Source organism: Rhizobium sp. AB2/73 (assembly GCF_020871915.1).
GTDB lineage: Bacteria > Pseudomonadota > Alphaproteobacteria > Rhizobiales > Rhizobiaceae > Rhizobium > Rhizobium dioscoreae.
On sequence record NZ_CP067071.1, the window covers coordinates 801,631 to 815,957 of the forward strand.

Here is a 14,327-nt window from a genome sequence, read left to right on the forward strand (position 1 = left end):
TCCTCCGGCGAACCGGCTTGATAGTGGGGTGCCCCTCATCCGTCCTCTCTCGGTTTCGCTTTGCGAAACCGAGAGAGTCCACCTCCTCCCCGTTTACACGGGGCGAAGGGGCTTGTGAGCTTGTTGCCTCTCCCCGCATGCGGGGCGAGGGGCCTTATTCGGCATTACACTTTTCCGGCAAACCTGTCCGTCGCGCGGATCAGCTGATCGAGAATGCCGGGTTCCGACGAAGCATGGCCCGCGCCCTCGATCAGATGAAATTCCGCTTTCGGCCAAGCCTTGTGCAGCGCCCAGGCATATCGCGCCGGGCAGGGCATGTCGTAGCGGCCATGGACGATGACGCCGGGAATGTCTTTCAGCTTGTAAGCGTCGCGCAGCAGCTGCCCTTCTTCGAGCCAGCCGGCATTGACGAAGAAGTGGTTCTCGATACGGGCGAAGGCATGCGCATATTCCGCATCCTCGAACTGGGCGCTGACAGCAGGCTCCGGCAGGAGCGTGATCGTCTCGCCTTCCCAGATCGACCATGCTTTCGCGGCTTCCAGGCGGGCAGCCTTATCGGGATGGGTCAGCAGCCGATGGTAGGCGGCCATCATCTCATGGCGCTCTTCCGGTGGGATAGGGGCGATGAAGCGCTCCCATTTGTCAGGGAACATTTCGGAGACGCCGAACTGATAATACCAGTCGAGCTCGGCTCTGGTCAGCGTGTAGATGCCGCGCACAATCAGTTCGGAAACCCGCTCCGGATGCGTTTCGGAGTAGGCGAGCGCCAGTGTCGAGCCCCAGGAGCCGCCGAAAACCATCCACTTTTCCGCACCGGCCATTTTGCGCAGTCGTTCGATATCGTCGACCAGATGCCAGGTGGTGTTGGCTTCCAGGCCGGCATGCGGCGTGGAGCGCCCGCAGCCGCGCTGGTCGAACAGGGTCACGTCATAAAGCGCCGGATCGAACACGCGGCGATGACTGGGCGAAATGCCGCCGCCAGGCCCGCCATGCAGGAAGACGGCGGGCTTGGCGCCTGGCGTCCCCACCCGTTCCCAATAGATCACATGACCGTCGCCGACATCGAGGTGACCGGAGGCATAGGGTTCGATTTCCGGATAGAATGTGCGCAGGACTTCGGTCATATTTTCAGCCCCTCGGCCGGCCAGACATCGGTGTCATGATCGGGATGCTGGAAGGAGATGATCTGCTCCTGCCGCGAATAGAAATCCGGATCCTGATGGATGGGCTTTTCGAAAATCGTCTCTACCCAAGGCAGACGATAGGCATGGTTGACCTGGATCTGCGGCGCGAGATCGTCGCGCTCGTCGAAGGCGCCGATCGCGATTTCAAGGCCACCGGGATGACGGTAGGTCAACGGCGTGCCGCAGTTCTTGCAGAAGCCGCGGTCGATATTGACGGAAGACTGGAAATAGCTCGGCTCGCCGCGCGTCCATTCCACACCGTCTTCGGGGGCGGTAACAAGCGCGGAGAAGAAATTGCCGAACTGCTTCTGGCACATGCGGCAATGGCAGATGGACGGGCGGCCGAGCTGGCCGCGGATGCGAAACCGTACCGCGCCGCATTGGCATCCTCCGCTTCTGGTAGCTTCACTCATGACTCTTCTCCTCTGGCCAGCTTGAGGTATCGTGATCGGGATGCTGATGATTGGACAGCTTGATCGATATCGCACGGTCCGAGCCATCCTCGTCCGGTTCCATCGGCAGCGCATCGAGTGCATGGAACCAGGGCATCTTTGCCGCGCGGTTCGATTGTGCGACGGGTTGGACCAGCGTTGGCTCATCCAATGAACCAAGCGTCACATTGATGGAATCCGTGCCGGGAACATCATAGAACAGGGGCGTGCCGCAGGTGCCGCAAAAGCCGCGGCGCACGAGATCGGACGAATGAAACCATGAGGGTTCGCCGCGTGTCAGCTCGAAATCGGCTCGTTTGGCGTTTCCCAGCGGCAGGGCATAATTGCCGGATGCTTTCTGGCACATGCGGCAATGACAAAGATGCGGATAGCCGAGCGCGCCGGCGGTGCGATAACGAACCGCGCCACATTGGCATCCGCCGCTATATCCCGCTGTCATTGTCATTTGCTGCTCTCCGGTGGCCATATTGCCGTATCGTGATCGGGATGCTGGTTGGATATGATGTTCAATACGAAGGGCGCCTGCGCAGCGTCCTCCTCCGTCAAGTGTCCGGGCAGCAGATGCAGCCGATCGACGAAGCCGATCTTGGCTTCCGTGCCATATTGCACGACAGGCGGCAGTTGCGAGGGGTCATCGAAGGCGCCGGCCGCCACCGCAATGCCATCCGGTGCCTCGTAGGTTAGCGGTGTGCCGCAATCCCCGCAGAAGCCGCGCTTCACATAATTGGACGATTGGAACAGCTTCCGCTCGCCACGTGTCCATGCGAGCTCGGTACCACGCGTTGAGACCAGCGGCGCATAATAGGCGCCGAAAGCCTTCTGACACATGCGGCAATGACAGATCGACGCATCCTTCAGTTCGCCCCGCACGCGGAAGCGAACCGCTCCGCACTGACAGCCGCCGGTGTAGGTCGAGACGGTCATGACTTATCCTTTCCGCTGACGATCAGGATATGCATGCAGACGTTATCAATATCCTTCAGGACATCGTCATTCCAGAAGCGCAGGATAGTCCAGCCATCGGCTTCGAGGCGGCGGGTGCGAATCTGGTCATAGGTCTGATCACGATCATTGCCGTGCTGGGAGCCGTCGACATCGACAATCAGCCTTTCCGCAGGGCATGCGAAATCGACAATATATCCAGCGATGGGCAACTGGCGGCGGAAGCCGAGGCCCATGAGGCGATGGGCGCGCAATTCGTTCCAGAGACGCAGTTCCGCGTCCGTCATGACCTTGCGCATGCGGCGCGCATTGCTTCGGGCTTTCGGCGGGACTGGAGTATGCGGCAAGTTACCCCCCTCTGTCCCTGTCGGGACATCTCCCCCACAAGGGGGGAGATCGTTAACCCGTGGCACTTGCGCGCCCCAAACGGAGATCGAATCTGCGGAAATTAAGCTCTGCGGTTTTGCGGACAGATGCCGCAAACTCCCCCCAATCTCCCCCCCTGTGGGGGAGATGTCACGATAGTGACAGAGGGGGGTAACAAGGCTCACCGCTTGATCTCCCAAGTCGTGATACGCTCGCCCGTCGTTGGATCCTTGCCATCCTTGAGCTGAATGCCCATGGCAGTCAGCTCTTCGCGAAGCTTGTCGGCTTTAGCAAAGTTCTTGGCCTTCAGCAGCTCCAGGCGCTGGCGCACCTTGGCATCGATCTCCGCGACCACAGCTTCGTCCATCTCCGCCCTCTTCGGCAGCAGGCCGAGAAGATCGGCGCTGGCCGTGAAGACAGGCAGGAGATTGGCATCGGCATTGGCTGCTTGCGCCAGGGCATGCAGTGCCTGGATGGCGGCGACGGTGTTGAGATCATCGCCGAGAGCGGCAAGGACTGTCTGATCCGGCGCGGCACCGCTGGCATCCCCCGCCGGCCATTTGGCGATTAGCCGTTCGGCCTCTTCCAGACGCTTCACAGAGAAATCGATCGGCTCGCGATAATGTGTCATCAGCATGGCAAGCCTCAGCACCTCGCCCGGCCAGGTCCGGCCGCCGAGCTTTTCCGTCTGCAGCAGCTCGTAGATGGTGACGAAGTTGCCTTCCGACTTCGACATCTTGCGGCCTTCGACCTGCACGAAGCCGTTATGCATCCAGACATTGGCCATGGCATGCGTGCCATGCGCGCAGCGCGATTGCGCGATTTCGTTTTCATGATGCGGGAAGATCAGGTCCAGGCCGCCGCCGTGAATGTCGAAAACATCGCCGAGATAGCGTCCGCTCATGGCCGAGCATTCGATATGCCAGCCCGGACGACCCCGGCCCCAGGGGCTTTCCCAGCCGGGTTCGTTCGCGTCCGAAAGTTTCCACAGAACGAAATCGCCGGGGCTCTTCTTGTGCTCGTCGACGGCGACGCGGGCGCCGGCCTGCTGTTCGTCGAGATTGCGCTTCGAAAGCTGGCCGTAATCGGGCATCGACTTGGTATCGAACAGCACTTCGCCGGCCGCCCGATAGGCATGGCCCTTGGTAATCAGCGTTTCGATGATCGCGATCATCTCAGCGATATTGTCGGTCGCGCGCGGCTGCACCGATGGTTCCAGGCAGCCGAGCGCTGTCGTGTCTTCGCGGTACTGCCGTTCGGTCTTCTCCGTCACCAGGCGGATCGCATCGTTCAGCGGCAGGCCGGGATGGTCGCGCAGCGCGCGTGCGTTGATCTTGTCGTCGACGTCGGTGATGTTGCGGACATAGGTGACTTTGCTCTCGCCGTAGACATGCCGCAGAAGCCGGAACAGCACGTCGAAAACGATGGCCGGGCGGGCATTGCCGATATGGGCGAAATCATAGACCGTCGGGCCGCAGACATACATGCGGACGTTATTGCGGTTGATCGGCTGGAAATCGGCCTTTTCGCGCGTCAGCGTGTTGTAGAACTTCAATTGCGGCTCGGCGGCCATGTCACTCTCCCAAGGCATAAATCCGAAAAAATATCGTCACCGGCAGGCCGGACGTTTGTCATCTTGGATTTTGGGAGACGAAAACGGCCAGGCCAGCGAAACGCTAGCGAATAATCTTCCGGCAGATAATGCAGATAACCGTTTTCATGGGCGGCTTTATCGCGCGCCGGATGAATTTGGTCAAGTAGGGATAAGGCGTCTCGCGTAAAGGGCTGAGATGTTTTTATTCCGGCATCCGATAGTCGACGAGCCTGTTCTCGCGCACGACGAAAAGCTTGCCGGTTTCGGTAACGTCGGGGCCGACGAGCGGAACGATCGCCTGGGCGACCTCTCGCGGATGCGGCAGCGTATCCGGGTCTTCGCCTGGCATGGCCTGAGCGCGCATGGCGGTGCGGGTAGCGCCCGGATCGACGCTGGTGATGCGCAGCGGCGTGCTTTGCGTTTCCCCGGCCCAGGTGCGGGCCAGCGCCTCGACGGCAGCCTTGGAGGCGGAATAGGGGCCCCAGAAGGGCCGGCAGCGATGGGCGGCGGCCGAGGAGAGGATGACCGCGCGGCCCGCTTCGGCGCGCATCAGCAGCGGCTCCACGGAACGGATCAGCCGCCATGTGGCGGTGACATTGATCGTCATCACCTTTTCGAACACCTTGGCTTCGACATGGCCGATCGGCGAGATCACGCCAAGCACGCCGGCATTGGCGACGAGGATGTCGAGTTTGCCCCAGCGCTCGTAGATGGAGGCGCCGAGCGCATCGATGGCATTCATGTCGGCAAGATCGAAGGGCACAAGGGTCGCCGAGCCGCCCGCAGCCTTGATGGCATCGTCAAGCTCCTCAAGTCCGCCGACCGTACGGGCGCAGGCGATCACATGCGCGCCGGCCTTGGCCAGCTCCAATGCCGTGAAATAGCCGATACCGCGCGATGCGCCGGTGACGAGGGCGATCTTGTCCTTGAGATTGACGCTCATGCTGCCTTGATCCGGATATGTTGCAAAGGAATAGGGGCAGAACGCCCCCGTCCTTTCTGGGGTCAACCGTTTATAAGGTCAACCATTGCTCGCGAGAACAGAAAGCTTGCGCACATTGCTGGTGCTTTCCTTGTCGAGGAGGCGCGTCGGATAGTCGCCGGTGAAGTAATGGTCGGTGAACTGCGGCTGCGCATTGTTGCGCGGCTCGCCGCCCACGGCCCGATAGAGGCCGTCGATCGACAGGAATTCCAGAGAGTCTGCGCCGATGTAATCGCACATGGCCTTTAGGCTGTTGTACTGGTTGGCGAGTAGCTTGTCGGCGTCCGGTGTGTCGATGCCGTAGAAATCCGGATGGAAGATCATCGGGCTGGCGACGCGGATATGCACCTCGCTGGCGCCGGCATCGCGGATCATCTGCACGATCTTCACCGATGTCGTGCCGCGCACGATGGAATCGTCGATCAGCACGACGCGCTTGCCCTCGATGATGGCGCGGTTGGCGGAATGCTTGAGCTTGACGCCGAAGGCGCGAATCTGCTGCGTCGGCTCGATGAAGGTACGGCCGACATAATGGTTGCGGATAATGCCGAGCTCGAAGGGAATGCCGCTTGCCTGCGCATAGCCGATGGCGGCCGGTGTGCCGCCATCCGGCACCGGCACGACCACGTCGGCTGCGACAGGCGCTTCCTTGGCAAGGTTGATGCCCATATTCTTACGGGCGACGTAGACGTTGCGGCCGCCGACGACGGAGTCGGGACGGGCGAAATAGACATATTCGAACAGGCAGAGACGCTCGGGTTGTGAAACTTCCGGCTTGCGTGCGTCGATGGTGATCGAACCATCAGGCTGGATCTCGCAGATGATGACCTCGCCGTTTTCGACGTCGCGGACATATTTCGCGCCGATGATGTCGAGAGCACAGGTCTCCGAGCAGAAGATCGGCTTGCCGTCGAGTTCGCCCATGACCAGCGGCCGGATGCCGATCGGGTCGCGGGCGGCGATCAGCTTCGTGCGCGTCATGGCGAGCATCGAATAGCCGCCTTCCATCTGCCTGATGGCATCGATGAAGCGGTCGGAGGAGGAGGGATGCTTGGAGCGGGCGATGAGATGCAGCACGACTTCGGTATCCGAGGTCGACTGACAGATGGCGCCATCGGCGATCAGCTGGCGGCGCATGGTCAAGCCGTTGGTGAAATTGCCGTTATGGGCAATGGCGATGCCGCCGACCTCTAGCTCGGCAAACAGTGGCTGGACGTTGCGCAGGATGGTTTCGCCGGTGGTGGAGTAGCGTACATGACCGATCGAGCGGTCACCGGGGAGGCGGGCGAGGGTAGCCGGGTCGGTGTAGTGGTCTCCGACCAGACCCATCCGCCGCTCCGAGTGGAAGCGCTGACCATCAAAGGAGACGATGCCGGCCGCTTCCTGGCCGCGATGCTGCAAGGCGTGCAGGCCGAGCGCCGTCAATGTTGCCGCATCCGGGTGCCCCAGGATGCCGAAGACGCCGCATTCTTCATGCAGCGTGTCGCCGTCGATATCGTCCTCGAAGGAAACGGAATGGTTCATGGCTGCGGGCCTTTGCTCTCAACGTGGGCGGATCGGGGCGGCGTCACGAGTGACCATTAAAATAACTTAAAATCCGGCCGGAAAAAATATCGGGCCGGATCTTCTATTGTCACGCCGCTCAAATGGCGATTCTCGGGCGGCAGGTCAAGCCTGTAAACGCACCGTCAATTGTTTGTCTGCGGCGCAGGTGCATCATCCGACGGAGCAGTATCGTTCGGCGTGGCGTTGTCGCCGCTTCCCTGCTGCTGCTGTTGCTGCTGGTTTGGCGCGATCTTGTTGAGGATTTCGGCCGGCAGCCTTGCCTGAATGTCTTGCGGCAGCGCTGCGGTCAGCTTCTCGACCATCGAATCGAGGAAAGGCTTCGACTTGGCGTTATTGACCCAGTCCGGACGTGCGGCCGGTGCCACCAGCCAGTTCCAGAAGGCAACGACGACGACCATCAGCAGCAGGCCGCGTGCCGCGCCGAAGAGGAAGCCGAGCGTGCGGTCGAGCGCGCCGATGCGGCTGTCGATGATGAAATCGGCAATCCGGATGGTGATGAAGGAAATGATGATGAGCGCCAGCAGGAAGATGACGGCGGCTGACGCAATCGTGGCGATCTTGGTGTCGGCCTTGTATTGCAAAGCATAGGGAACGAGCAGCGGATAAAGATAATATGCGGCGACCGCGGAGCCGCCCCAGCTTACGATCGAGAGAATTTCGCGCGAAAAACCGCGAACCATGGCCAGAATGGCGGAGAAGAGAAGAACGCCGATAACAATACCGTCGAAAATCGTAATGGGCATCTATAATCCACTTCAAGACTTGCCGGACCTCATGGTCGGCATCGGCCTCAATTCATGAGCCTCTTCTTCGCCAAGAACGGCTGAAGTAAGGCTCAGTCTTCGTCTTCCGCTCGCTTGAGCGCACCTTTCGATCCGGCAATGCGCGCCACCAGATCCGGCAGGCTGTCGATCTCGCTCCAGCGTCCGCCATTGCCCTTTGGCAGATCGGCGGAAGCGGCAGGCAGAACGGCCGCGGAAAATCCCAGCTTCTCGGCTTCCTTGAGGCGCTGGGCGGTGTGCGCAACCGGCCGGACGGCGCCCGACAGGCTGACTTCGCCGAAATAGACGCAATCGGCGGGCAGAGCAAGACCGGCCAAAGAGGAAACCAGTGCAGAAGCGACCGCAAGGTCCGCAGCCGGCTCGGAAATGCGGTAGCCGCCGGCAATATTGAGGTAAACATCGTGCTGACCGAGCCGCACGCCGCAATGCGCTTCCAGAACGGCGAGAATCATGGAAAGGCGCGCCGAATCCCAGCCGACGATGGCGCGGCGCGGCGTGCCGAGCGATGTCGGCGCGACCAGCGCCTGCACCTCGACCAGCACCGGGCGCGTGCCCTCGATTCCGGCGAAGACGGCCGCGCCTGGCGACTTTTCGTTGCGTTCACCAAGGAAAAGTTCGGATGGGTTGGGCACATCGCGAAGCCCGGCGTCGGACATTTCGAAGACACCGATCTCGTCGGTCGGACCGAAGCGGTTCTTCACCGTGCGCAGGATACGGTAATGATGGCCCCGATCACCTTCGAAATAGAGAACGGCATCGACCATATGCTCGACGACGCGCGGCCCGGCGATCTGGCCATCCTTGGTGACATGGCCGACCAGCACCATGGCAGTTCCCGTCTGCTTGGCAAAGCGGATCATCGCCTGCACGCCGGTGCGCACCTGCGTTACCGTGCCGGGTGCGGATTCGGCAAGCTCGCTCCACAGGGTCTGGATGGAATCGATGATGACGAGATCCGGCCGCTTGCCTTCCGCGAGCGTTGCCAGGATATCCTCAACATTGGTTTCGGCGGCGAGCAGCACTTCGGTATCGGCCGCCTTCAGCCGTTGGGCGCGCAGGCGCACCTGCGCCACGGCCTCTTCGCCGGAGACATAGACGATCTTGTGTCCTTGCCGGGCGAGGGCCGCTGCCGCCTGCATCAGTAGCGTCGACTTGCCGATGCCGGGATCGCCGCCGACGAGAACGGCCGAGCCGCGCACGAAACCGCCGCCGGTGGCGCGGTCGAGCTCGGATATGCCGGTATGGATGCGCGGCGCTTCCTCGATTTCACCCGAAAGCGTGGTCAGCGTGACGGGCTTGCCCTTTCGCGGCGTCTTCGCCGGTCCGCCGCCGATCCCGCCCATCGGATCTTCCTCGACGATGGTATTCCATGCGCCGCAACTGTCGCACTTGCCGGCCCAGCGATTGTGGACCGTGCCGCAGTTCTGGCAGATGAATTGTGTGCGGGCCTTAGCCATAGGACGCTATTCTCAAATTCAAACACTTCGCTTTTCGCGACGAATCGCTTGGGCAGTCAGATAATGTCTTTCCCTGCCTATCAAAACTAATGATTTCCGTATCAACGGCGATCGTGTCAGCTTTTATGCCGGGTTTTATGGATGATGACCGATGTTTGACTATTCGCTTGCGCACTGGATCGCGTTTTTGTCCGCCGCGACGCTTCTTAACCTGTCCCCGGGGCCGGATATCGCCTTCATTCTCGGCCACACGATCAGAAGCGGCATGCGTTCCGGCTTTGCGGCGTTATTCGGCATCTGGAGCGGCGCGTGCCTGCATGTGCTGATGGCGGCCGCCGGTCTGTCGGCGATTCTCGCCGCTTCGGCATTGGCTTTCTCGACGGTCAAATGGATCGGCGCGGCCTATCTGATCTGGCTCGGCATTCAGGCGCTTCGCTCGAAAGGCGAGGGGGCATGGATCAAGGAGGCGGGCAAGACGCTCTCCTGGGGCCGCATCTATCGACAGGGCATCATGGTTTCGCTGCTCAATCCGAAGGTCGCCATCTTCTTCCTGGCCTTCCTGCCGCAATTTGTTGTTGAAGGCGCCGGCCCGGTCTGGGCACAGCTTTTGCTGCACGGAAGCCTGATCATTGTCGTCGCCGCTTTCATCGAGCCGCCGCTGATCCTGCTCGGCGGCCGCCTGAGTGACGCGCTTCGGCGCAATCGCAGCCTTGGCCTTTGGCTCGATCGCGGTCTCGGCACGCTGTTCGTGGCGCTTGGCGTTCGGTTGGCGATCAGCGCCCGCTAAATATTGCTAGCTGTAGCCGGGCTATTCCTCGGTCTCTTCCGAGATATACCGGCGCTCGTGCCGCAGCCCCATGCTGGTCAGCATCTCGTAGCCGATGGTGCCTGCAGCTTTTGCGGCCTCGTCGACCGAGATGTTGCTGCCGAAAAGTTCAACGTAGTCACCGGCTCTGACCAGGTTTTCCGGCAGGTCGGTGACATCGAAGATGGTGAGGTCCATGGTGATGCGGCCGGCAACGGGCACCTTATGGCCGGCTATGAAGCCGTGACCGCCCGCAATACCGGTCTGGCGCAATGGCACGCCGGCACTCGACTGGCTGCGCATATAGCCGTCGGCGTAACCTGCCGAGACGATCGCCAGCCGGCTGTCGCGGGTCAATTGAAGCGCGCGGCCATACCCTACCGTCTCGCCTGCCTTGACCGAGCGGGTCTGGATGATCCGCGCCTCCGCCGTTGCCACCGGGCGCATCGGATTGGCCATGCCGGGAACCGCCTCGCCGCCATAGGTGGCGATGCCGGGGCGAGTGAGATCGAAGTGATAGTCGGCCCCAAGAAAGATGCCGGCCGAATTGGCAAGGCTCGCCTCGATGCCTTCGAAGGCAGCACTGACTTTACGGAAAGCCTCGAGCTGCTGCCCGTTCATCGCGTTGGAAGGATCGTCGCCGCAGGCGAGGTGGCTCATGACGAGAACCGGCGCAAAGCTTGCCGGACGCGAGACGTCATCGGCAAGCGCGATCGCATCGTCCATCGGCAGGCCGAGCCGGTTGAAGCCGGTGTCGACCTGCAGCGCGCAAGGGTAATCGCCATAATCAGACAGCACGGCCATCCAGAAGGTCAGCTGCTCTTCCGAAGCGATGACCGGCACGAGATCGTTTTCGAAAAACCGGCGCTCCATGCCCGGCCAGATGCCGCTGAGCACGAAGATCCGCGCCTCGGGCGCGTAGAGCCGCAAGGTCGCACCCTCGTCGGCGGTGGCGACGAAGAAATCGCGCGCACCTGCAGCATAAAGCGTTTCGCCCACATCCTCGATGCCAAGCCCGTAGGCATCGGCCTTGACGACGGCTGACGTGCGGGCCTTGCCCGAGCGGCGCGCGAGGTCACGCCAGTTTTCGACGAGGGCGCCGAGGTCAACCGTCAGCCGCAGGCCAGCGGAAGCGAAAGCATCATCGTCATTGAAATTATCTGTCATGGAGCGTCCCGAATAGGAAGTGGCCGGAGATGATTTGGCTTGGGGCAGGATACTGGCCGTCGATGAAAAGAAAAAGTGCCGCGAGGCATGTATGCGGAACCAGATAAAACCGCCACCGCATTTCTGACGATAGCTTCCGGCTGAAGGTCGGAAACCAACAGGCTGCTTTGCGGCGCGAATGAGCTGAAGAACAGACCTCCAGGTGTGCTGCGCGCATCATCTTGAAGGCAGGCTGTCGTAGGCTTTGGTTTCCGGGATGATGTCTATTCCCGAACAGCGGCATCGTGCCCCGCTGGCGATCGCCGGAATAGGCTCAGTCGTCACGCCTTCTCACCGCCCATGAGGCGGTATCGCGATCAGGATGCTGGTTGTTGCTCGTCTTGATCGCCGCAGCCCAATCGGCGCCGTTATTTTCAGTCACGCCGGTATTTTCTATGCCCGTGACCGTATCGAACCATGTCACCATATTCTCGGTGCAGGTATTGGCATGCGGCGGGAAGGCATGCGGATTATCAAGCGAACCGATCATCAGGTTGGTGCGGCCGTTTTCGAGGTGATGGAAGAACAATGGCGTGCCGCAATTGGCGCAGAAGCCGCGCTCGACAAGCTCAGAACTCTTCCAGATGCTCGGCTTGCCGCGCGTCCAGGTGAGCGCATCATCAGGCGCGGCGACAAGCGCGGCAAAGATGTTGCCGGAGGCTTTCTGGCACATGCGGCAATGGCAGAGATGCGAATTATCATGCATGGCAGTTGCGTGATAGCGCACGGCACCGCACTGGCAGCCGCCGCTTACCGTCATCTCAATGCGTTTCAATTTTCCTTCTCCTCCAAAAGGCGAGTTTGGGCCTAAATGCTTTTTAGGTTTTCATCTTCGGATCGTCCAGCGGAACGACGGATCCGACCACACCTTCTCAAAAAAAGCGCGGACGGGTGGATGCCAGCCTTTCCCACATGCGATCACTTTTGTTCAAGACGCGCGGGAGCTGGCGCGCTAATCTTCGGGGATGCAGAACGTTTCGCAGAAAGAGGCGGCTGACGCCATGCCGCTTGCCAAGGTGGAATCGACCCGCTTCTGGCGAGATGGTCGCTTTCGTGACATGGAGTGCCTGAGCGCAAGCTTCGTGACGCATGAATATGCGCCGCATGCGCACGACACCTTCAGCATCGGGACGATTGAAAGAGGCAGCCAGATCACCACGCTGCTCGGCAGTCGGGAAGAAGCCGGACCGGGCGATCTCTATATGATCAATCCTGGAGTAGTGCATGACGGCGCTCCGGGCGGCGAAGGCTATCGCTACCGCATGATCTACCCGGACGCGAAGCTCTTCGTCGATATTCTGGAAGACGTCACGGGCAAAGCCTTCAATGCGACGCCATCTTTCGCCAATTCGTTGTTGCGCGATCCGCAGCTTGCAAGCGCCTTCCACAAGGCGCATCGCACACTCGAGAGCGGCGCCGGTGCGCTGGAATCCGATGAAGGCATGTTCTCTGTGCTGGCGGCCCTATTTGCGCGCTACGGCAGCACGATCGTCCTTCCCGTCGATACCAAGGAGCGTAGCGCCGTCGCGCGTGCCCGCGATTATCTCACGGAGAATTTCGATAGCGATATCGGATTGGAGGAGTTGGCCAAGATCGCAGGCCTGAGCCGCGCGCACCTGATCCGCGCCTTCCGCAGGGAGTATCATATTACGCCCCATGCCTTTCTGACCGACCGGCGCGTCATCGTTGCCCGCCGATTGCTCAGGGAAGGCCGCATGCCCGCCGATGTCGCCATGGAATGCGGTTTTGCCGATCAGGCGCATTTCACGCGCCACTTCAAATCGCGCACCGGCGTCACCCCGGGCCAGTTCCGCGTCGGCTAGCGCATTTCCAATTGCGAAACGGCTTTCTGTCCGGAATGCGTCTAATCACTTTCGTTCAATACAGCGTCGGCGGCCGTCGGCTACCTCTCCGTCATTGTTGAAGTGGAGGTTGCCAATGTTGCAGCAAAGCCGGCCTGCCGGCGAATTCAAAGCCGGGATGCGTGCCATTCTTCCGCTGATCGTCGCCGTCCTGCCGATCGGCCTCGTGTTCGGCGCGGTTTCGGCGACCAAGGGGCTTTCGCCGCTGGAGACCACACTGATGAGCGCGCTCGTCTTCGCTGGCGGCTCGCAATTCGTGGCGATGGATATCTGGACACATCCCGCAAGCTGGATGGGTGCTGGCATCGCGGCCCTGCTCGTCAATGTCAGGCACTTGCTGATGAGTGCTTCGATTGGCACGAAGATGCAATCTTTCACCGGCATCAAACGCTATCTCGCCATGCTGTTTCTCGCCGATGAGATTTGGGCCATGGCGGAGTTCCGCGCCGGCACGATGCGGCTCCGCCCTGCCTGGTATGCGGGCATCGTCACGCCTTTCTACTTGGCCTGGGTCGGCTCGTCGCTTGCGGGTGCTCTGCTTGGCGCCTTTCTCGGCGATCCCGCCGTCATCGGTCTCGACTTCGCCTTTCCGGCCGTCTTCATCGTGCTGGTCATGGGCTTCTGGAAAGGACCGGAAACCGGCGCGGTGCTTGCCGCAAGCGGAATTGCAGCCGTTGTAGTCCACCAGTTCGTGCCTGGTGTCTGGCATATTGCAGCCGGCGCGCTGGCGGGACTGGCAATGGCTTTCTGGAAGGGCAGGGCGCGGGAGCAGGTGGCATGACGCTCGATTTCAACACTCTGCTCGCCATCCTCGCCATGGCTGCCGCAACGATCTTCACCCGTGTTGGCGGTCTCGTCTTGATTCGTTACGCAAAGCTTGACGACCGCCGGCAAGCCGCAATCGAAGTCATTCCACCGGCCGTGCTGATGGCTGTCATTGCCCCCACAGCTTTTGCTACCGGCTGGGCGGAGACGCTGGCCTGCGCGGTCACCGCAATCGTCTCTCGCCGCTTGCCGTTACTGGCAAGCGTTATCGTCGGCGTTGCGACGGTGGCTTTGCTGCGGGCTGTGGGACTCTGAAGCCTTTCCGGCAAAAGTGCGAAGCGGTTCTCGTCCCAGCGGAGCATTG

17 protein-coding genes are annotated in these 14,327 nt (G+C 61.1%); 5 read left to right on the top strand and 12 right to left on the bottom strand.

Features of this window, described 5'->3' with window-relative positions; genetic code table 11:
• Nucleotides 1-164: 164 nt before the first annotated feature.
• The 6 genes from pip to cysS all read right to left on the bottom strand — a co-directional run bounded on the left by pip (nt 165) and on the right by cysS (nt 4,517).
• Nucleotides 165-1,124 (bottom strand): prolyl aminopeptidase, encoded by a 960-nt coding sequence (pip, locus tag I8E17_RS04060; protein WP_069616165.1) that lies wholly within the window; start codon nt 1,122-1,124, stop codon nt 165-167.
• Nucleotides 1,121-1,597 (bottom strand): GFA family protein, encoded by a 477-nt coding sequence (locus I8E17_RS04065; protein ID WP_069616166.1) that lies wholly within the window; start codon nt 1,595-1,597, stop codon nt 1,121-1,123. Before I8E17_RS04065 ends, pip begins: the two co-directional genes overlap by 4 nt.
• Nucleotides 1,590-2,081: a GFA family protein gene (locus I8E17_RS04070; RefSeq protein ID WP_069616167.1), complete on the bottom strand. Its 492-nt coding sequence runs from the start codon at nt 2,079-2,081 to the stop codon at nt 1,590-1,592. The genes I8E17_RS04065 and I8E17_RS04070 overlap by 8 nt, the downstream gene beginning before the upstream one ends.
• Nucleotides 2,078-2,560 carry a GFA family protein gene (locus tag I8E17_RS04075; protein ID WP_069616168.1) on the bottom strand — a complete coding sequence of 161 codons (483 nt, stop codon included), beginning with the start codon at nt 2,558-2,560 and terminating at the stop codon, nt 2,078-2,080. The genes I8E17_RS04070 and I8E17_RS04075 overlap by 4 nt, the downstream gene beginning before the upstream one ends.
• Complete coding sequence (locus I8E17_RS04080) at nt 2,557-2,925, bottom strand: DUF559 domain-containing protein (protein WP_083258376.1); 369 nt, start codon at nt 2,923-2,925, stop codon at nt 2,557-2,559. Before I8E17_RS04080 ends, I8E17_RS04075 begins: the two co-directional genes overlap by 4 nt.
• 200 nt (nt 2,926-3,125) lie before the next feature.
• Nucleotides 3,126-4,517, bottom strand: a complete 1,392-nt coding sequence (gene cysS / locus I8E17_RS04085) for a cysteine--tRNA ligase (protein ID WP_069616170.1) — start codon at nt 4,515-4,517, stop codon at nt 3,126-3,128.
• Here cysS and I8E17_RS04090 point away from each other — a divergent pair.
• Nucleotides 4,516-4,725, top strand: a complete 210-nt coding sequence (locus I8E17_RS04090; protein WP_141720155.1) for a hypothetical protein — start codon at nt 4,516-4,518, stop codon at nt 4,723-4,725. The genes cysS and I8E17_RS04090 overlap by 2 nt on opposite strands.
• A 15-nt stretch (nt 4,726-4,740) precedes the next feature.
• Here I8E17_RS04090 and I8E17_RS04095 read toward each other — a convergent pair whose 3' ends face one another.
• From I8E17_RS04095 to radA, 4 genes are all read right to left on the bottom strand, one after another.
• Nucleotides 4,741-5,481, bottom strand: coding sequence for an SDR family NAD(P)-dependent oxidoreductase (locus I8E17_RS04095; RefSeq protein ID WP_069616171.1), 741 nt, complete (start codon nt 5,479-5,481; stop codon nt 4,741-4,743).
• 78 nt (nt 5,482-5,559) lie between these two features.
• Nucleotides 5,560-7,044 (bottom strand): amidophosphoribosyltransferase, encoded by a 1,485-nt coding sequence (gene purF, locus I8E17_RS04100; protein ID WP_069616172.1) that lies wholly within the window; start codon nt 7,042-7,044, stop codon nt 5,560-5,562.
• Nucleotides 7,045-7,208: 164 nt separating this feature from the next.
• Nucleotides 7,209-7,829 (bottom strand): CvpA family protein, encoded by a 621-nt coding sequence (locus tag I8E17_RS04105; RefSeq protein ID WP_069616173.1) that lies wholly within the window; start codon nt 7,827-7,829, stop codon nt 7,209-7,211.
• A gap of 92 nt (nt 7,830-7,921) precedes the next feature.
• Nucleotides 7,922-9,325 carry a DNA repair protein RadA gene (radA, locus tag I8E17_RS04110; protein ID WP_069616174.1) on the bottom strand — a complete coding sequence of 468 codons (1,404 nt, stop codon included), beginning with the start codon at nt 9,323-9,325 and terminating at the stop codon, nt 7,922-7,924.
• A gap of 151 nt (nt 9,326-9,476) precedes the next feature.
• Here radA and I8E17_RS04115 point away from each other — a divergent pair, with 151 nt between their 5' ends.
• Complete coding sequence (locus tag I8E17_RS04115) at nt 9,477-10,112, top strand: LysE family translocator (RefSeq protein WP_069616175.1); 636 nt, start codon at nt 9,477-9,479, stop codon at nt 10,110-10,112.
• Between the two features lie 21 nt (nt 10,113-10,133).
• Here I8E17_RS04115 and alr read toward each other — a convergent pair whose 3' ends face one another.
• Together alr and I8E17_RS04125 are read right to left on the bottom strand one after the other, a co-directional pair.
• Nucleotides 10,134-11,297, bottom strand: a complete 1,164-nt coding sequence (alr, locus tag I8E17_RS04120; RefSeq protein WP_069616176.1) for an alanine racemase — start codon at nt 11,295-11,297, stop codon at nt 10,134-10,136.
• 313 nt (nt 11,298-11,610) lie between these two features.
• Complete coding sequence (locus tag I8E17_RS04125; RefSeq protein ID WP_113366347.1) at nt 11,611-12,111, bottom strand: GFA family protein; 501 nt, start codon at nt 12,109-12,111, stop codon at nt 11,611-11,613.
• Nucleotides 12,112-12,337: 226 nt separating this feature from the next.
• Here I8E17_RS04125 and I8E17_RS04130 point away from each other — a divergent pair, with 226 nt between their 5' ends.
• The 3 genes from I8E17_RS04130 to I8E17_RS04140 all read left to right on the top strand — a co-directional run bounded on the left by I8E17_RS04130 (nt 12,338) and on the right by I8E17_RS04140 (nt 14,278).
• The gene (locus tag I8E17_RS04130; RefSeq protein ID WP_069616323.1) at nt 12,338-13,159 is read left to right on the top strand and encodes an AraC family transcriptional regulator; all 822 of its coding nucleotides are present in this window, start codon (nt 12,338-12,340) and stop codon (nt 13,157-13,159) included.
• Nucleotides 13,160-13,274: 115 nt separating this feature from the next.
• Nucleotides 13,275-13,979, top strand: coding sequence for an AzlC family ABC transporter permease (locus I8E17_RS04135; RefSeq protein ID WP_069616178.1), 705 nt, complete (start codon nt 13,275-13,277; stop codon nt 13,977-13,979).
• Nucleotides 13,976-14,278 (top strand): AzlD domain-containing protein, encoded by a 303-nt coding sequence (locus I8E17_RS04140; RefSeq protein ID WP_069616179.1) that lies wholly within the window; start codon nt 13,976-13,978, stop codon nt 14,276-14,278. Before I8E17_RS04135 ends, I8E17_RS04140 begins: the two co-directional genes overlap by 4 nt.
• The last annotated feature ends 49 nt before the right edge of the window (nt 14,279-14,327 follow it).